1 protein-coding gene is annotated in these 21,114 nt (G+C 49.4%); it reads right to left on the minus strand.

The features are described 5' to 3' along the window. Positions 1-176 precede the first annotated feature (176 nt). Positions 177-20,996, minus strand: a complete 20,820-nt coding sequence (locus tag E1163_RS29905; RefSeq protein ID WP_155177446.1) for an SDR family NAD(P)-dependent oxidoreductase — start codon at positions 20,994-20,996, stop codon at positions 177-179. Positions 20,997-21,114 lie beyond the last annotated feature (118 nt).

The raw sequence follows: 21,114 nt of genomic DNA on the forward strand, positions 1-21,114 counted from the left end.
TGCCCGAATGTCGCAGAGTAAAACACTCCTATAATCCTCCCGAAAGTTTTCGGGACAGGCTCTCAAGGGGATAGTAGTGTCGTAGAAATATTCAAAATTCCATTTCTCTAACACACTTCCCACACAACCGAGCACCTATTTACCGACCACCGATCACTTCCGACTTACCGGGTCATTTAATCAAGTTCAGCCGCTTCCTCCACTGTGAGCTCATTGTTCAAAATTTTCTCAATGATGTTGTTATAAAAGCCGTCGTCATAAGACCGGGAACTGTTTGATTTTTGAGTTGAATGCTCAATTTGTCCATCCAGTGCCCGAGATGAAAACCCGTGCATTTGTACACATACATTTCCTTCCTGATCGCACAGGTCAATGTCGAGCTTGATGAGCTTATCCCCTGGCTGGCTTCCCTGAGCATAACGTGCCCATACATACATTTCTTCAGTGCAGGCTGCAATTACCCTTACAGATTCCAATGCAAAAGGAAGTAGCGGACTTGATGGCAGATCATCCAGATCCAACATTAAGCCGATACATGCCTGAAGCGCACAATCCATCATGGCAGGATGCAGAATATAATCATGCTGACTGTCCTGCTGCATGCTGAGGTGGGCCAGTAGTTGGTTTTCTCCGATGTATACGGCGGTTACACACTGGTGTGCGGGGCCATAATCCGTTCCCATTTGTCTGAAGGCATCATAAACCGTATCAGGTTCTATGGTGCCGTGTTGCATTTGCCCCCTTAGCCGGTCGATGTCGAGTCTGGCCGGTATTTCGTGCTTTCCGAATATGGCCTGTCCCTGGCAGTGTATGGTTTCTCCGTCCTGGTCATCAGTACCGTTGTCCAGGCTGTAGATTTCGAAATCTATTTTTTCAAAGGCTCCATCTTCCTCACTCTCAAAGAGGGCTATGGTTACCTGCTTTTGCCCTTCAACTACCACAGGCTTGAGCCAAACGGTATTGTGGAGCTCCAGAATGAATGGTTCATCATGAACAGGCAGTGCCATGTTGGCTGCGACCCGGGCCATTTCCAGATAAGCTACTGCAGGAAGTATTTTGCTTTCATTTACCCTATGGTCCGCCAGGAAGAACTCCTCGCCACTAAACGTGGTAGTGTAGCTTAGCTGATTAAGATCAGAGGTATTCTGGTGCAACAGCGGGTGAATGACTGCACCAACAAGTCCTGTTGGTTTTGTCTGTACTCCTCCCTTGGTTGCCTGATACCAGTAACGCTCTTTGGCAAATGGATACGATGGCAAATGTGCTTTATGAGGTTTAACCTCGTGATACAATTTAAGCCAATCGAGGTCAAGGCCTTTAACCCAAAGGTCTGCAAGGCTTGACAGTTTATTTTTAGCGATCCACTTATCGATGATTTCCTGCAGGTCGAGGTCACCACTGAACAGGGCATGGATGTCTTTGTTACGTTTGGCCTGCCCTACCCAGGTGTTTTGAATGTTGCGTTCTCCATTAACAAAGGCTTGTAATTTGTCTGCCAGCTCTTCGACTGAATTCACAATGCATGCGAAGCGCTCTTCCATGGCTTCCCTGCCAATCTGTAAAGTATAGGCCATTTCTACAAGGTCAATAACTTCTGCTGCACCTTCCTGGCTGACCTGAACAAACTTCAGAAGCGCTGTAGCTTTTTGCATCAGTTGCTCCGGTGTTTTCGCCGAAAGGGGTACGATTACAGGCTCACTGCTCTTCGTAACCGGCTTGCGCTCGGGCTGAATAAACTCTTTCACTACCAGGTGCGCATTGGTGCCGCTGTGCCCAAAAGAGTTGATCGCTGCCATGCGTGGCGCATCCTTTGACGGCTCCCAATCCTGCACCTCTGTGTTGATGTAGAAAGGAGATCCGTTAAATTCTATCAAAGGATTTAAGGTCTTGAAGTTTAGCAACTTCGGTATTTTGTTGTGCTGCATAGATAACAGCACTTTGATCAATCCGATAACTCCTGCCGCCGCTGCGGTATGGCCAATGTATGACTTGGCACTGCCTACGGCACAAAACTCTTTGCTTTCCGTGAAGGTGCGGAAGGCTCTTACCAGGGCATTGGTTTCCACCGGATCACCCAGTTTGGTACCTGTGCCGTGCGCTTCTACATAGCTGATCTTCTCAGGGTCGATGTTGAATTTTTTATAAACATCCACAATGAGTTTTTCCTGGGCTTCTCCGTTGGGTGCTGTTATTCCATTGCTGGCCCCATCCTGATTAATGCCCGATCCGGAAATCAATCCGTAGATCTTATCCCCTGCTTCTATGGCGTCGTCAAGGCGTTTCAGCACCACGATACCCACACCTTCTGACATGATGGTACCATTGGCAGACTCATCAAAGGTAAAGCAACGGCCGCCTGGAGAGAGCATTTCTATTTCATCCAGACGGATCAGCATGTTCTGCTCCAGACAGGCGTTGACCCCTCCGGCCAGTGCCATGTCTGATTCCCTGTTCCTCAGACTTTCACAAGCGAGGTGCAGGGCTACTGCTGATGAGGAACAGCCGGTATTGACTACGAATGACGGGCCATTCAGATTCAGAATGTACGACAAGCGGGAGGCTATGATCGCATCGGAATAACCGGTAAAGGTGTCACCGCTATACCCTGTAGGCTCCGCTCCTATGTAGATACCTGTCTGGGAACCTGAAAGTGTGCGGGGATTATACCCGGCATTTTCAAGGGCATTCCAGCTTTCCTGTAGTACGAGGCGCTGGTGCGGGTTCATAGATTCGGCTTCTTTCGGTGAAATGTTGAAAAACAGCGGATCGAAACAATCTCTGTCTTCTACTATTCCACCCCATTTGCAACGGGTCTTACCTGCCTGCTTTTTGGGGCTGAAAAAGTTTTTCTGATCCAGGTAGCGTTCAGGAAGTTCGTCCACGCCGTCTATTCCCTGTTCCAGGTTGTGCCAGAAGGCTTCAATGTTTTCGGCTTTCGGGAACATGCCTGATATACCCACTACAGCTATCTCTGAGGTATTGACCTTTGTGTTGGCAGCGCCTGCTAACCTTGATGATTGTTTATTTCTAAAGGTAAATCTGCTTTGAGGCAAAACATTTACCCTGCCGGCAGTTCTTTCTTCAAACACTTGCGATACTGTTTCCGTTTCCTCCTCCACAGTCGCTATGGCCTGAGCTTCAATATCAGGCTCAATCTGCGACTGGTAGGAGTTCATCACGTGTTTGCTCAAACGGTTTACTGTAGAATGTTCAAAAATAATAGCAGTATTGAGCGAAATCTTCAGTGCTTCATTGATCTGGTTAATAAAACTTACTCCCAAGATGGAGTCGATACCGTAATCTGAAAATGCTATATCGGGATCGATACCATCGGCAGATATCTTCAAGGTTTCTGATAAACAACTTAATATTTTGGTGCGGATGTAATCCTGTATGTTCAGTGAAGGTTTTGCTGCGGGCTGCGGCTTTTTCATTTGAACCGCTTGCTGCTTCTGCACGGGTATCTGTACCGGTTTGGTTTTCACCGCTGCCGGGGTTTTCGGTGCAATTTTCTCCTCTGTTTTCACTGATATTTTTCTTCTGATGGCCCCATCACTTTGTGCCAGTATAATTTGTTGTCCGAGCACGTGTGCCTCTTCGGCTGGGAAGAGTACTGCCGGGAACCCTTCTTCTTCCAATACGCGCTGCCAACCTGCCGGGTATAGTCCCGGACTTCCCGGCATGCGAAGCTCGGCATCGGTAAATAGCCACCAGCCATCCAGCAAGCCAAAAGTGAGGTGGTTAAACAGTGCCGGGGTACTCAGTTCATTGATCAGGATATAACCTTCCTGATGAAGTACGGCTTTGGCATTTCTTAAGGTACGTCTGATGTCCCTGGTCGCATGCAATACATTGGTAGCGATAACCAGGTCATAGGTGCCTACCTCGATACCCTGATCGTCAACCGGCTGCTCAATATCCAGTCGCTGACAGGTTATGTAAGGGTTATCTGGCAGGTAGTTTTTCTCTGCATGGAAGAAGAATGCCTTTGAAAGGTCAGTATAGCAGTATTTTTCAATGGATGCTTTATAAGGCTGCAATCTGTTAAAAATTACGGCGGATGTGCCTCCCGTGCCTGCGCCTATCTCCAACATCCTCAATCTCGCATTCGGATCTGCCTCCAACTTTTGTTGTACATAAGCTACAACGGCATTGGCCACGATCTCATTGAAGGTGTCAGACATCAGGTTGTTCTTGTACACCCCTTCCACTTTCTCCATAGAGGAGTTAGGGAAGATGACATCTGTTGCCAGGGTTTTGCCCTGAAGTATGTCAGGTATCCTTTCAAGACAGTCGTTCACCAAACCTACCCAGGCTTTACGATCCGGGTTTTGCAGGTACTTCTCTTTCTCTACCTGCCACTTCTTCCAGGTGGTTTCAGCATCTACCTTCTTCCATTGGGTGATGGTATCCCCTTTCCATTGGAGGTATTTGTTTTGGTTAAGCCTAGTGAGGCAGGCCTCCCACCAAGGGGTATATTTATCTAAAACCCCGCATTGCTCCCGAAGGCCTGACACGGTGCTGGGTTTATCCAAACCGGCCGATTTCACCAGTTGATCGATCTGGCAGAACAGCAACTGTACGAGCCAGTCTTCCAGGTCACTCTTTTCTTCGGCAAGCTTTAGTTTTTTGATTTTTTCATAAGGGACCTCGATCTCACTTTCATCCAGGGTTGCCGAAGATGAAGCCGGAGCACCTGTAAGCGAAATGTAATCTTCGCGGTTGCAGTTCATCAAAGTTTCAATGTGTTGCGATGCTTTCATGCACAGTACCTGGTGGATCCTGCCTTGTTGAAGTTCTCCCACAAACTGCTCAAAACATTTGAAACCTTCGAGGTCTTCAAGGGCATCAAAGTTGGCTTTGGACACCTTGTCTTTCGTCTCTGTGATGTTTTCGGTTGTAGACTTCCAGAATCCCCAGTTGATGATCCCTACCGGGAATTTTACCTGTTGGCGAATAGCATGCACCAGGCTGTCGGAATATGTAATGCCGCAGGCATAGGCGGAAAGCTTGGATGCCCCGGAAAAGGAATAAGCCTGTCCCGATGAAAAATAGCACATAAAATCGAGTGGCTCATCTTTCAGGGCATCGTAGAATACCCAGCTTCCCTGCGCTTTAAGATCAAAAATTGACCTGAATTCTGATTCGGTGGTTTGATCCAGTGAGTTTTCAAAACGGAAGACCATGCCGGCAAACATGGCTCCTTGTATAGTCTGATGTTTTTGTTTGATGGAAGCTACGGCCTGCTTCATAGACTCGGGATCAGTAGTGTCTGCCTGAACATACAGCAGGTTATCTGCATAATTGTCAAATCGCTGCATAGCTGCCTGCACACGCTCTGAGGCTTCCTCACTTCGTCCCAGCCACACTACTGTAGCGTCGTACTTTTCTATCAGGTTGCGCGTCATGATCTTTCCTACGGTGCCTGTTCCGCCTACGATCAGGTAGACTCCGCGCTCACGGATAGCAGGATGATTCTGCGTATTCCAGTTAAGCTTATAAAGCACCTGGCGATAGCGCTTGCCAGATTGAAGTTTGAAGACTTCGCCTCTGTCCGCCGGCGGCTCCTGCAGTATCCTATCCAGAGTATTTTTGCGACCTTCCGGTGTTTTCAGGTCTTCCGATGACAGGTCAAGGTTCCTTACTCGGAACTGATAGCTGCTCTGGGCCAGTGAGTAGGCCAGACCGGTATTACCTGCGCCGGTGAATTGGTTAGGTTCGCGGTGAATGGCGTGAGTATCCTGGGTCAGCACATAAGACTCTACTTTGTCGCTGATCTTGTTGCTTTGTTTCAGGTACTTGATCAGACGCAGTAGCTGGACTTCATTGCGTTCCTGTCCATGGATCAGGTTTTCCAGGCGGATCGCCGTTGCTTTTGGCTCTGCCATGGAGATGAAATATAAGGTATCAATGCCTTCAACATCGTTCAGACAGCTTCTGAAACCTTCGGGATCATCTGCCCCGCACTGCCACTCCTGAGCGGATAGCTGTTTTGTTTTATCCGCTACCCGAATGAGCAGCGTTTTTGCTTCTGCATCTTGCCTGTAGTGTTCGAGGATGTCCTTTTCAAAGCCTGTCGCATCTCCACACACGATCAATACATTTTTGTGAGCCACAGCAACATTGCTCTCTTGTACAGGCTGCTCTTCCCAGTGGGCAAGATAGCTCACTTGATCCCATGAAAGAGCTGTACCTGATTCCGTGCCTTTCGTAGCCCATGATGCTGCACTTAAGTTGGTCAATTCAAGACCTTCTATGATCACGGCTACATTACCTTGCAGGTCGCAAAGGTCAATGTCCAGTTTAATCTGTTCGTCACTGGCTTTGGCTCCCGGTGAGAAGCGGACCCAGGCATACATTTCTTCTGCGCAGGCTGCTATGGTCGTTACTGAATCCAGGGCTACGGGTACCAGAGGCTCCGCATCAGCGATCAACGCCATGCCTGCCGTGAATACGCTATCCATAATGGCCGGGTGCAGGATGAAATTACCTTCGGCTGCGACTGTCAATTTTAGTTTCACTAATGCTTCTTCACTTCCCAAATGTATGGCACTGATAGCCCGGAGCGACCGGCCATAGTTGATACCTGTACTTTCTAGGGCATGATACCAGCCGGAAACCTCAACGGTTTCTCCCATATGGGTCATCAGTTGCGGGACATCCAGGGTCAGGGCTTCGGGTTGAGGCGTAAAGGCCGCAAATCCGGTAAAATGGATGAGCTCCTCACCTGCCTCCGTGCTAAAGATCTCATAGCTGATCAGTTCATCGTCCTGAGCGGCCAGTGTGATCCTTACGCTATGTTCCTGATTGACGATGCAGGGTTCTGCCCACTCCAATTGATGAAGGGCAATGGCCGCAGGCTCTTCCATAGCTGGCATAGCCATTTCCACTGCCGCTCTTGCCATTTCCAGGTAAGCGGCTGCGGGTAATATAGTATTTTCTTTATAGTGATAATCTCCCACCAAAAGGTCGCTGCCTCTGAATGTTGAGCTGTAGCTCTGCTGTAAAAGGTCAGAGGTATTGCGATGTACCAACGGATGTAATTGGGTCCCCGATAGCTCATACTGACCTTTTGATGCGGCGTCTATCCAGTAGCGGTCTTGTGCAAACGGATAGGTCGGCAAAGCCATGCGTTTTGGTTTGTTTTCTCCATAGAATTTCTTCCAGTCCAGGGTAAGGCCTTTAACCCAAAGTTCCAGCAGTTTGGAAAGTTTCCTGCGGTTGATCCATTTATCAATCGCTTCTTTCATGTCCTCATCATCATTGATGATGCTCATGTCTTCCTGGTTGCGCTTTACTTTGCCCTGACAGGTATCTTCGATGTCTTCTGCACCGTCAAGGTAAGCCTGGAGCTTTTCAGCCAGTTGGTCTACCGAACTTACGAGGAAGCCGAGACGAACTTCAAATTCTTCCCTGCATACCTGGAGGCTGTAAGCGAGTGACTGCAGATCAATACTGCCTTTTGAAGAGGTGAGTTCAAACAGGTCACGAACTTTTTGTTGCAGTTGTTCTTCCGTTCTTGCGGAAAGCAGAATGGCCACTTTCTCGTTCAAATGGGTTACAGGTGCTGTTTGTACTTCTTCTGTCACTGACTGATATTCTTCAATTACCACGTGGGCATTGGTACCGCTTCTGCCAAATGAGCTTACGGCGCCAAGATATGGCCTGCCCTGCTCCTTGTCCCATTTACGGGTTTCTTTATTGATAAAGAAGGGGCTGTTATTCCAAGTGATGTAGTCATTTTCTTCCTCACAATTCAGACTGGCCGGGATCTGACGGTGCTGCATGGCTTTCAGTAAATTGACCACACTCACGAGACCTGATGCCGCCAGGGTATGACCTATGTTGCTCTTGCAACTGGTCAATGCGCAATAGCCTTGCTTCATTTGTGAGGTCCTGTCACCATTCAGCTTTTTAAAGGCTTTGGCGAGTGCATTGATCTCTACAGGGTCACCCAGTTTGGTACCGGTGCCATGGGTTACAATGTATGACAGGTCGTTGGTATCGATCTGATTATCAGCGTAAACTTTCTCAATCAGTTCGGCTTGTCTGTCTCCGTTAGGGGCTGTTACGCCATTGGTTTTGCCATCGAAATTGATGCCGCTGGCCTTGATGGTACCGTAGATGGAATCGCCATCTGCAACCGCTGCTGACAAGGGTTTCAACATCAATACCACAACGGACTCCCCTACGCCTATACCTCCGGCATTTTTTGAGAAGGTGTGGCAATGTCCGTCTTGTGAAAGCATGCCTGCCTCGCTCATCATCACGTAGCTGTCAGGTGAAATGAGCAATGACACACCGGCTACAATGGCCGACTTACATTCGCCCTGACGCAGGCTGGTGACGGCCTGATGCAGTGCAACCAATCCGGATGAACATGCGGTATTTGTGGCAATGGCCGGGCCATGCAGGTCCAGGAAGTATGACAGTCGTGAACTGATCATGGCATTGCCTGTAGTGGTTATGCCTTGCTTTCCGGTGATCAGGTCGTATTGCCCTTCTTCCATACCAACAAACACACCTACTTTCTGACCTCTGAGTTCGCCGGGTGAAACCCTGGCATCTTCAATGGCTTTATAGGTCTCCATGAGGAGCAGCCTTTCAGCCGGGTCCATCTGTTCGGCCTCACGGGGTGAGATCTCAAAAAACAGGGGATCAAACTCGTCAACGCCGTGAATAAAGCCTCCTTTATTCGTCGTTATCGTATTGTTTTCATCACCCGGCTTGGTAAAGTACTTGCGCCAATCCCAACGGTTGGCCGGTATTTCAGTTATAGCATCTTTGCCTTCTGCGAGCAATGTCCATAGCTCTTCCACGGTGCGTGCCTGCGGGAATCGCCCCGACATACCCACAACCGCGATGGGTTCATTGGTAACAGCGGTTGGGGTGTCAGAGCTAAGAGCTGATGCATATCGACGGCCAATAGCCTGTTTAAGGCTTTTTAACCGGTTTGTTGTAATCTTTGCCGGGGCACTGCTGACCATGGTTTTAGCCTGGCTGTAAAAGGCCTCTATGTGGCCGGCGTGCTCTTCCTGAAAGTATTCACTCAGTTTATCAATGGTAGTGGCGCTAAAGAATACCGCCGGTGTTATTTCCACTCCGAAATGGTTAGTCAGCCTTTTGGCCAATTCACTCAGGCTGATGGAGTCGAAGCCATAATCGGTGAGGTTTTCAGTGATATTGAGCTGGTTTTGGCTGATCTTGGTCAGTGCTGATACCACTTGTTTCAAATCGGTGGTGATGCATGCTTTTAGTGAAAGCCCCTGGTATTGAGGTTTCCATCCTTTGCCTGCTATGCTGTTGGTTGTGGCCTGAACGACCGCAGTCTTTTCTGAATGCTCTTCCTGATATGATCTTCTCAGTACCTGCTCTACGCGAGATGGCTTGCCCAGCATAACGAGGGTTTGCAGCCTGTCTGATTTCAAAAGGTCATGCCAGATCCCGATACCTTGTGCGGTTTGCAATGGTTCCTGGCCGCTGCTTTTCAGATAAAATGAGGTCTGTGCCGAGTCTGCTGTGCCCATGCCTCCTTCCTGCCATAGCGGCCAGTTGATCACTATGGTTTTGCCATGGTGCCCTTTTTGCTCTCGGTAATGGCTGTAGGCCATTTGGAAACGGCTGGCTACTGCATAATCGCAGGAACCAAAGTCGCCCAGGAAGGCTGATACGGAAGAGAAGTAGCAAATAAAATCCAGCGAAGGCTGATCAAAGGCCTCGTCCAGCAGCATGGAGCCGATGGATTTGGGGCGCAGCACGGCATTGATATTCTCAGTTGACCTGTTGTAAAATGGCTCCGAGGATTCTACTCCGGCCGCATGGATTATGCCTGTGATCTCAAAAGGCAGCTCCGCCTTCAGGGTGCATACAGCTTCTTCGCTGCTCACGTCTACCGTGTGGTAGCTCACCTCCCCGGCGCCGGCCGCTTTTAATGTATTGATCTGCGCTTCAATGTCTGCATTCATCTGGCGTCTGCCTGTCAATACGAGGTTGGCATGGCAATTTTCTGCCAGATAACGTGCAAACTGTAAGCCCAGGTTACCGCAACCGCCTGTAATCAAATAACTTCCACTTTGTTTCAGTACAGGTTCTCCGGTTGTGTTACCTGGCTTACATGTTTGGAGCGACAATAAGTATCTTTTTCCGTGCCTATACCATAATACGCCATGGTGTTGCGCGGCATCCAGCAGTTGCTGCGGGGTGTATGTGCCGGTATCGGTATACAGCAATGATAACTGAATATTAGGCAGGATCAGTTTCAATGATCTTTCGAACCCGATCCATGAATAATCCCAGCAGGTGTCAGCCTTTGAAGGGTCGTAGTGCCCGGCCAGGGTAACGTGTGCTACGGCTGATGCTGATGATTTAATGGCTTTGAACAGGTCAAACAGCATGTGAATGCCTGCCTCTCCCTGACCTTTTGCCCACATGTAAATGATGCGGAGGTTTTTCCCTGCTTCTGCATGGTGTTCCAGTATCCGGGCTATTTCTTGCTGATTTGCCGGAAGGCCGCTCTGCTCTACTATCGTTGCCCGGGATAGCGGATGGCTCGTTTCGTTCATCAGTGTTTCGCGGAAACCTTTATCCGTGAAAATAAGGGTTTGCTGGTCTGCCGGTACAGATGCCGTAGCAGCGTATGGCTGAGGTTCCCAGGTTTCATTGAAAAACAGGGGTTGTGTGGTTTCATCTTCCTTGAAGGATTCGATACTTCCTAAGCTTTTATCTGCGGCAACAAAAGCCTGTATGCTTTGCTGATCATTTACCTTGAGTGACAATCCTCTCATCTCTACGCAGACATTGCCATGGTTATCGCAGAGGTCAACATCCAGGCTGATTTGCTCACCTGCCTGTTGGGAAAAGCGCCCCCAGACGTACATCGCGGAGGTGCATGGTGATAGGATGCGTACCGATCTTAAGTTAACCGGTGCCGACTGCTGATGGTCATTCCGGAAGATGTCTGCTGCCCTTAAAGTATGCTTCATAATAGCAGGGTAGAGCCCAAATCCACTTTGACCGTTCGCCGTGTGATCTGGTAAACTCAATCGGGCGAGAAATTGGGTTTCCCCGAAAAGGACGTTTGTAAGTTCCTGATCCGTGGTGGTAGTCCCACCCGGTGTCATTTGCCCTTTGAGCTGCTCTATGTTCACCACCGGGCCAGACGTTTCCGAATGGCTCAGGCTGGCTTCTCCCTGGCTATATATGATTTCTTCATTCCCGGCCTCGCTGCTGATCTCATAAGCCACCAGGCCGTTGCCTTTCTCATACAGGCTGACATTAAAGGTCTTTTGTGTGTCGGCAATCATCGGCTCAGCCCAGACAATGTTGCGCAATTCAATCTTTGCTGATGGCGATGACAATGAGTGTTCTATGGCTGCTCTTGCCATTTCAAGCGTAGCGAGTTCCGGCAGTACTTTCACTCCATTCACCTGATCCAGATAAGGCTCATCTCCGCTGAAAATAGAGCTAAAGCGCTGCTGACTCAGGATTGAGGTGTTTCTATGCAACAAAGGATGGATCACTGCCCCCGCTGTAGCAGGTGCAAAATGCAATGCTTCCTGTGCATCAATCCAGTAACGCTCTTTGGCAAAAGGGTACAGCGGTAAATGCGTACGCTTAGGCTTGGTGTTGCCATACATTTTGTTCCAATCCAGCTCGTATCCTTTCACCCACAGGTTAACCAGGTTTGATAGCTTTTTCTGCTGTATCCACTTGTCTATGGTTTCCTGAAGATCCATGTCTTCGGCAAACAGGGAAAGGGTGTCTTCATTGCGTTTCGCTGCTCCTGCAAACAGGCTCTTCACAGGCTTTCCTTCTACAAAGGCCTGGAGTTTTTCTGCCAGTTGATCAACGCTGTTTGCCACTAATCCCAGGCGCTGGTCCATATCCATTCTGCCAATTTGCAGGGTGTAGGCTATATCAGGGAGGTTGAGCGACTGCCCTTCCTTGCGGATATAATCCAGCAGGTCAATGGCCTTTTGTTTCAGTTGTTCTTCTGTTCTGGCTGATAACGGAATGATGCAATCAACGCTTTGAGAAGTTGATGATGCCACCACGCTTACCGGTGACGGGTATTCTGACACTACGATATGAGCGTTCGTGCCACTGAAACCAAAGGAGCTGATAGCCGCTTTACGCAATTCTGCCTCTGCAACTTTCCAGTCTTTCAGTTCAGTGTTCACGTAGAACGGGCTGTCGTCCAGACTGATATGCTCGTTTAACTTTTCGAAATTGATGGTTGGTGGCAGTTGTTTGTGCTTCATCGACATGACCAGCTTGATCATACCGGCAACTCCTGCCGCCATCAGGCAATGACCGATATTGCTCTTCACTGAACCTAAAGCGCAATATTCTTTTTCCTGCGTATATTTTTTAAAGGATTCTACCAGGGCTTCAACCTCAATGGGGTCGCCTAGTTTTGTGCCTGTGCCGTGTGCTTCTACCAATTGGATAGAAGCCGGATCGATCTTGTATTTATCGTAAACTTCCTGTTGTAACCTGGATTGTGCTTCTGTATTCGGAGCTGTAATGCCGTTGGTCTTGCCATCCTGGTTTACGCCCCATCCTTGAATTACACCAAGAATGTTGTCGTTATCTTTTTCTGCATCTTTCAGCCTTTTCAGCATCACTACTCCAACGCCTTCGCCCGGCACAAAGCCATTGGCGCGCTGATCGAAGGTGTAGCATTTGCCATCTGGTGAAAGCATGCCCATTTGCGATGTTTTCAGGTGCATATCCGGTCCGGCTCCGATGTAGACACCTCCGGCAAGTACCATATCGCTTTTGCCCAGAGCCAGTGAATCGCAGGCATTGGCAATAGCTACAAGAGATGATGAGCAGGCGGTATCAATGGTTAAGCAAGGGCCCTGCAAGTTCAGGAAGTAAGAGATGCGTGCTGCCAGAATGGAGTTATCACCTCCGGTGAACCCATAAGCACTTATTTGCAGGTCTCTTGACAAAAGGTGATAGTCTCCCTGTCCGCAACCTACAAAAACACCGCATTTGCTGTTGCCAAGTGTTTTGGGGTTGTAGCCTGCATTTTCTATCGCATGCCAGCAGGCTTGTAAAAACAGTCTCTGCTGCGGGTCCATGCTTTCCGCTTCTGATGGGGAAATGTTGAAGAACAACGGGTCGAAAAGGTCATATTCTTCCAATGCGCCCATCCATCTGCTGTAGGTTTTTCCGGGTGTTGCCCCTCCTTCCTGATAGTATTGGTCAATGTCCCAGCGCTTTTTGGGTATTTCCCGGATGCAGTTTTTGCCCCCGGCTATATTTTGCCAGAATTCCTCTACGTTCCTGGCCTCGGGGAACTGCCCTGCCATACCGATTATAGCAATAGCCTGAGCCTCTTCTTTTGCAGGAGTACCTTTGAATTGCTGGGTGGTCTGTGTCAATGGTTCAGCACTAATATGCTGTTGTGCCATTACAGGCTGACTCTCCTGCGCCGGTTTAACCTCCACGGGCAAGGTCCCGCTCTTTTCGGCTTCTTCTTTTACATAGCTGCTGAACTGTTTCAGGTTCGGGTAGCTGTATACTTTGGTGGCGTTGATCTGGATCTTGTACTTTTCATTGATCTTGCGGATCCAGGTTACACCGATGATAGAATCCAGGCCTAAATCTACAAACTGGCTGTCTTCATCGATATCACTTTCCTCCATGTGCAGTTCCTGCGCCAGCATGGCCTTTAGCGTAGCCAGGATGACGGGCTGTACGTCAGCAGTTACAGCAGGTGCATTTTGCGGAATGACCGCAGCCTGCACCTGTGTAATGGTGCCTGCCTGCAGTGCCAGTTCTTTTACATAGCTGCTGAACTGCTTCAGGTTCGGGTAGCTGTATACTTTGGTGGCGTTGATCTGGATCTTGTACTTTTCATTGATCTTGCGGATCCAGGTTACACCGATGATAGAATCCAGGCCTAAATCTACAAACTGGCTGTCTTCATCGATATCGCTTTCCTCCATGTGCAGCTCCTGCGCCAACATGGCTTTTAGGGCAGCCAGGATGGCGGGCTGCACATCGGCATGAGCGGAAGCATGCTGAGCCACTGCTTCCACAGGTTGTGTGGCCTGCACCTCTCCTTCCTGATGGAAGTTGCTTTGGATCTGTCGCAGTGTTTCTGCCTGACCCACGAATGTCTTCTCATGCATGGCCAGTTCGAGTGCATAGTTTTCTTCCAGGCGTGCCTGAAGATGAGCGGTCAACTGATGTTTCAGCGCCACAAGGGCAGCTCGTGGGTGGGCTGCAATTTGTCTCGCCAGATCAAATGCGGTTGCGATTACTTCCTTTCGTGGTAATACAGGAAGTAACAGTCCTTTATTTTTCAACTCCCGGCCTGAGTATTCCACTGCTGTGAGCAGGGTTTCGCGTGCCAGGTCATAGCCTGTCTTGTCCGGGAAGATCATGGTAGAGCCCGCTCCCGGGGTAAAGCCGTAATTCATGTACGGGCTCACATAGTGGCTCTCTTCGCTGAACAGGATGAAGTCGGCAAACATGCCCATGGACCATCCTGCTCCGATGCCGTGCCCCTGCATGGCAGCAATCACCGGAACATTGCACTCCATGGCCAGGTGGTAGATCTTGGAGTCGGTAAACTTGATCTTTCCTTCCTGGATGTCCAATAGCATTTCTTTGGTGCCTCCGGAAATGAAGTAGCTGTCGTATCCGGTCAGGACCACCACTTTGCAGGCCGGTTTTTGGGCTATGCGCCCGAATACCTCTGTGATCCCTTCCATAAATGCCGGTGAGAACATGTTCCTGGCTTCCCGATCTTCCATTTTTACCTCAACAATTCCTTCGGGATGAATAGTGGCTTTGATCACCTGTGATTTCAGGTCAATAGCTGTTGGTGCCGCAGGCAGCTTGCCAAAAGCTTCCGTACTATCTAACCAATCCGGCTGTTGCTCTATGGCTTTGGCAGTCGCTACGGCCCTCTCCTTTTTCCAGCTTGTCACATCTTGGTATGACAGCTTTGTCCACTGCCCGGCCAGTTGAATGGCTTCGGCCAGGGCCTCTTCTGCTATGGCTATGGCCCCGGTTTGCTGTTTTAATTCAGCGCCTGTATATGCTTTGCCTGCCAGTAATATTTCCTTGCACACATAGTGGCCAAGTCGCCGGCCGAAGATCATGGCGGCGCTTTTTGCCAGAGCGGGGATTTCCATCAGGTGAGCCGCTAAGTAAACGCCCTGTTCATTGTATATGCAGACATCGCATGACTGGGCAATCAGCCAGCCCGTATCTTTGGCATTTGATTCTATAGCGGCTAAAACCGGTACGGGTGATCCGGTGATCAACTGCTGTAGTTGCAATACCTCGTTGGCCGAACCTGCCTGATCTGCCACTGAAATAAATTCAGGGTCGTCGCTGGTCAGGATAATGGCTTTGTAGTATTCGCTTTTCTCCACCCTTCCCAGAATATTGGTGAGGCCGGAGGTCAGGTCTTTTAACTGGTATTTCTTCCTGCCTTGCTTTATCCTTATCGTGAGGATCTGCTCCTCAGGATTTTCTATTTTCAGGTATTTGGAACCGGATGTAAGCTTCTTTTGGCCGTTGGCCTGTGTGTTTTCCTCTTTTAAAACGTCGGCAGCCATTAATTGCTCCGTACAGGCCAATATGTGGCGGCCTAAATGCTGCCTGAGCAGACTCAAAGAGGCTTCGGATTTCCTGGCGAGTTCTTCTGCCAGTTTTACGGCATAGACCTCCACCTGAGCTGAGGGCACAATGGGAAAACTGTAGCCTTTGGCTTTCAGGTCTTTGCCGGATGGTGCTGTTGCCTGATAAAGCAAGTCCCTGGCAAAAGCTTCCCCAAAGCGTTCTTTTAATAACTGTTCTTCATTTACAGTGGGCAGCAACCCTTCAACACGGTAAGTATAAGTGCCTTCTTCACTGCAAACCATGAAATCGCATAGTGCGCCTGCCATGAAACCTGCACCTCTGGCATCTCCCCGGATTATGGCGATAACAGGACAGGGAAATGATGCCAGGGTGTGATACAGGTTTTCTTCTATGGCCAGGTTGAATGCTTCTCTCCCTCCCTGCAGAAATACCGATCCGTTTCCACTCAGCATCAATACTTTTGCCGATGCCTTCTTTACATGGTTGAGGGCATGCACCAGTTGTGCTGCTACTTCCTGTGAGAGGTTATTTTCTTTACCGGCATTTATTTTTATCTCATAGATGCCTTTGCCGTTGTCAAACAGGCTCACACAGGAGTCTCCGGTTGGAGCTGCCTTAGCCATACCCGTTGAAGTGCTGGTCAGGCTTACAGGTACTTTTTTTGCCTGCACCTTGATATCGCTGAATTTCAGGGCTTCCGGAGTCGCCAGTGAGACGTTGCTCGGCTTTTTTAATGATGGCAGTATAAACTTTTGCGCTGTAGGTGTACGGGATGCCTCCGGACTGTCTATGTGAATTTGTACAGGCTGAACAGGTTGTTTTTCCTGTTCCTGCGGTTGTACTATGGTCTCCTGCTCCGATCGCTTTTCCGGTGTCTGGTGTGTGATACCTGTAATATCTATCCAGTGGCGGTTCTTGGCAAACGGATATCCCGGGAGGCTGATGCGCCTGGGCAGGTTTTCTCCAAAAATATCTTTGGTGTATAATTGAGTCCAGTCAATATCTGCTCCGGCAATCCACTGTTGTGCTATTTTCTCCAGGCCTTTTTCTGTAAGCTGGAATGTGGCATGTTGCTGTATTTCTCCGGAAGACTGGTTTACCTGTCCCGTCCATACGGCTGCACTCTCCTCTCCTTTCAGCCATTGCTGAAGTTTCTGGCGCAGGTCTTCCCAGCCTGTTATTCTGATGGCCAGCCTGTGTTTCATAGGCATGCGGCCTACCTGCCAACTGTAGATGGCATCGGTAAAAAAGGTTGATCCGGCTGCATTTTCTGACCAGCGAATAACTTTTTCAGCATATTCCCTGAGCCTGTCCTGACTGGCTGCGGATAATACAAACAGGTTGTGGTCAACCTCTATAGTTTCTTTAGTGTCAGTGGCAAATTCCTGTACCACTACATGGGCATTGGCTCCTCCTGACCCGAAGCTGCTCACTCCTGCCAGGCGTGGGGCTTCTGCTTCCCATGTCTGCAAAGCATTTTGAATGCGGAAAGAGGTGCCTTCAAGCTGGATCTTGGGGTTAAGGTCTTTGTAATTGATGGATGCAGGTATCTGACGGTGCTGCATGGCCAGGATCACTTTCAGTAAGCCGGTAATCCCTGCTGCTGACTCGAGGTGGCCGACGTTACTTTTGACCGAACCGATACTGCATGCTTTGGCTTCCTCAGCAGGAACGAGTTTGCTGTAGGCTGTTTTGATGCCCTGAATTTCAATAGGATCGCCTAGGGAGGTGCCGGTACCATGGGCTTCTATATAGCTCAGTTTCTGAGGTGATATGCCTGCGTTTTTCCAGGCTGCGGTGTACAGCTCACTTTGCTTTTGTGGGTTCGGGACCGTGAGGCCTCCACCCAGTCCTCCGTGGTTAACGGCACTGCCTTTAATGACGGCGCGGATCTGGTCTTTATCTTCTATGGCTTTGCGCAGGGGCTTGAGCATGAGCATCACGGCCCCCTCTGAGCGTACGTAGCCGTTGGCGCTGGCATCGAATACTTTACATTTGGAATCCGGCGACAGCATGCCTGCACTCTGGTAAGCAACAGACAGATCGGGGTAGCAAATGAAGTTGACCCCACCGACTAATGCAGCCGAGCATTCTGCTGATTGCAATGACCTGATAGCGGTATGCAGTGCCACCAGTGAAGCAGAACAGGCGGTATCAATGATCAGGCTTGGCCCATTAAAATCATAGAAATATGAGATCCGGTTGGCCAGTACGGCCAGCGAGCTGCCTATGGCATGGTGCGCCTGGGTTTCCAGGTTGGCAGACTGCATCAGGCGGTAATAGTCACAATTGCTGGCACCGATGAATACACCGGTATCTGAGCCTTTTAATGCGGCAGGTACAATGGAAGCATCTTCCAGACATGCCCAGGCCAGCTCCAGCAATATGCGTTGCTGCGGATCGGTAGCCTGTGCTTCTTTGGGCGACATGCGAAAGAATGCTGCATCAAAGGTATCTCCCTGATGCAGGAAACCACCTTTATCTACTCCCGGTCTCTCCGCTCCGGAGGGCCACGGCCCCCTTTCTTTGGGGAATGGGCTGATCATGCTTTTGGCAGAAGCCAAAGCTTCCCATAGTTCCTCAGCAGACTCAATGCCTCCGGGGAGTTTGCAGGAAACTCCTACAACGGCAATGTCGGTATCCAGTATATCCTCACCTCCGGGTCGGTCTGTTTTTTCCTGTCCTTTGACCTCCACATGTAATGGGCTGATCAATGCACTGGTCTGGGTTGACAAGAAGTCTATGACTTTGTTGATGTTGTTGTATTCAAAGAAAAACCCGGCTTGTAGTTCGGTATTGAATTTTTCTTCAATCTGCTTTTGAAGTAACAGCAGGTCGGCAGAGTTCAGGCCTATCTCCATGATCGGACGGTCAAATTCTGCCGGGGTAATGCTGATGTCCAGCAGGGCATTTACTTTTTCCAGTAAATATTGACTGATTTGCTTTTTATCAACTGCCAGTACTCTGCCCTCTTTTGCCGGGGCACCAGATGGAGCCGAAGTTGCCGCCAGTGTTGAGAGGTAATCAACGACTTTGTTCAGGTTGTTGTATTCAAAGAAGAATCCTGGCTGCAATGGCTGGTTGAATTTCTCTTCGATCTGCTTTTGCAGTGCCATAAGGTCTACCGAGCTCAGGCCTGTCTCCATTACCGGACGGTCAAAATCGATCGTACCGGCATCTAACAGTCCGGTTGCTGCGTCCTTCAAAAATTGACGGATCCGGGGTTCGCTGAGGTTAGTTTTTTCCTGAACCGGCAATGGCTGGCCGGTTGCTGCTGACCGGTTCCTGTTATTTTGTGCTACCCGGCTGAGGATATCATATTCTATGAGTACGCCATAGCCCTGGTTAGCATAGTCCAGCGGACGATAGTTGGCAATGGGCTTTACAATTCTTGCCCCATGTGCATCGTGAAATGCCATAATCGGGTCTTGCTTGCTGCCTTTTTGCTGAATGTACCTTTCAATCGGCAGGTTTTCGCCGGCATTATAGTTTTTGCAAAGGCTTACTGCCACTACCCTGTTCACGCCGGGAACAAGGCTGCACCGCTGAAGCATGAATTCGAGCAACTGGTCTCCGTAGCCCAGGTTTTGCGTATCGGGGTGGATGTTTACAGCGATGAGCTGTATAATGGCTCCCGCGGGATCGTGCAATTCATGAACACTGCCGGAATCATGTTTTTCAATTTCAGCATCGTTAGCTATGCGCTGGCTGTAGATCACTCCAAGTACTTTCCCCTCTTTCTCTAGCACAAATTGTCCTTCGGGGTATTGCCTGATGCGTGCGAGTATCTGGGCCTTAGAAGTCCTTAACGGCTCCTTCCAGCATAGCTCTTCCAGTTCCAGCAGGGTTTTGATATCGCCTTCGGTGGCAAACCGGATGCTGTAATCTCTTCTAGTCAGGTGGTGCAGGCTAATCCGGCTATAGCTTGATAGTTCCGGGTATCCTTTAACTTGGTATTTGTTGAACAAGCCTGCGTTTGCTGCAAGGATCAAAAAGGCTTCTGCTCCGATAAGGTATTGGTGCGACAGGCCGTGAATGGTGTCGATATAGAAATTTCCGGACCGGTCGAGGTACTCAAAAGTTATGTCGGCCGGCAGTGTATGAGCCTCCTGAACCAGCAGTCGGGACTGGCCTATGCTGTCTGCCCAGGCCTGCAAATGTCGTTGCCAGTGACTTAAAACGGTCATGGCATCAAGTAGCTGTCCTTCCTTGTCCAGGTAGTACTTCAACTGGCCGGCCGCCATCGGAGAGAGCGATCCGTTAGTGTTTTTATTGGCATCAACCGTCAGGGCATGGTGGGCAAAAGTATGCAGGTAGACTACCTCCTTTGCTGGTTCCAACCCCACACCTTTAAGGGCCTTGCAAATGTCTCCGGGTTTATTGATATCGCCTGACAGGGCCTGATGCTCAATTCCGGCTGATTTTAAAGCCTGACTTGCGTTTTCCAGTTCGGTCTCATCACGGTCAAAGGCTATTATCTGTAACGGGTACTGCTCCAGGTTCCGGCCTCGGAGGGTGTGATCCTGTATGGTCAGGTAAATGTCTTTGAGCAACATACTATCGCCAAGGCCGGCAATAGCTCTCGGCTGCCGGTCCAAAGCCGGCTGATCAAAAATACTGATAATCTCCTGTTGCAGATCTTGCTTACAGCTATGGTTTTGTTTTCCGGTAAGTGTTGCTCTGAGTGCAGCTTCTTTGTTTTCCAAGGTGGGCTTGCCGTCACCAAACAGCAAATCACTCATGGTATAAAGCACAGGCCTGAAAGCTACGATTTCACTTAGCTCTTCTGCCTGCAGCAGTTGTCTGCCTTCAGGGGTGAGCTGTTTTGTGTCCGGGTCCATCCATGCCTGCTGTACAAACAGTTTTTCGATGGACTGTGCCAGGCTTTTGTCGAGTCCGCTGAGTACTTCGGCAAAGTTGTCTTCATCATTTTTCAATGCCTGAGCTCCTGCCTGTTTCAGGCCTGCAACCAGTGGCGTCAGGATGGCACCCCTCACCAGGCTGGCGGTCAGGGTATTCTTAATCAGGTCTTTCAGCAGTATTTTATCAATCTTTTTACCAAACGCCGCGGCGTAGGTCGTTTTGCTTAGCAGTTCTTCCGGATCGGCTGTATAGAGCGATGCCAGGTCAAGGTTTAACAGGTACTTGTCCACGCGATCGGTCAGGCGATAGGCATCGTTGGTGTTGCTTTCAAGCCAGCCCAGGGATTCCAGGGACTGAAGCGCCACTGAGAAGTAACCTTCGTTGGCCTTAAGTTCTTTTATCAGCGATGTGCGTTTACGGTATTTGTTTTTATCGAGTAGCGTAAAAAGCCCTTGCTTATGGCACGCTTCAATAACCGGTACAGCTACATAGCCATGACAGCAAAACTTCAATAATTTTAGCATCTAATTTATCCGGAAATATTAATGACTGATTAATTGGTTAACTGGGCCTCCTGCCCCTATCCCTGTCTGTCCCCTGACAGACTTTACACTCCCTCGGTCTGTCCCCTGACAGACCTTT

Origin of the sequence: Fulvivirga kasyanovii, assembly GCF_009711405.1 — a bacterium.
In the GTDB taxonomy this organism is placed as follows: Bacteria; Bacteroidota; Bacteroidia; order Cytophagales; family Cyclobacteriaceae; genus Fulvivirga; species Fulvivirga kasyanovii.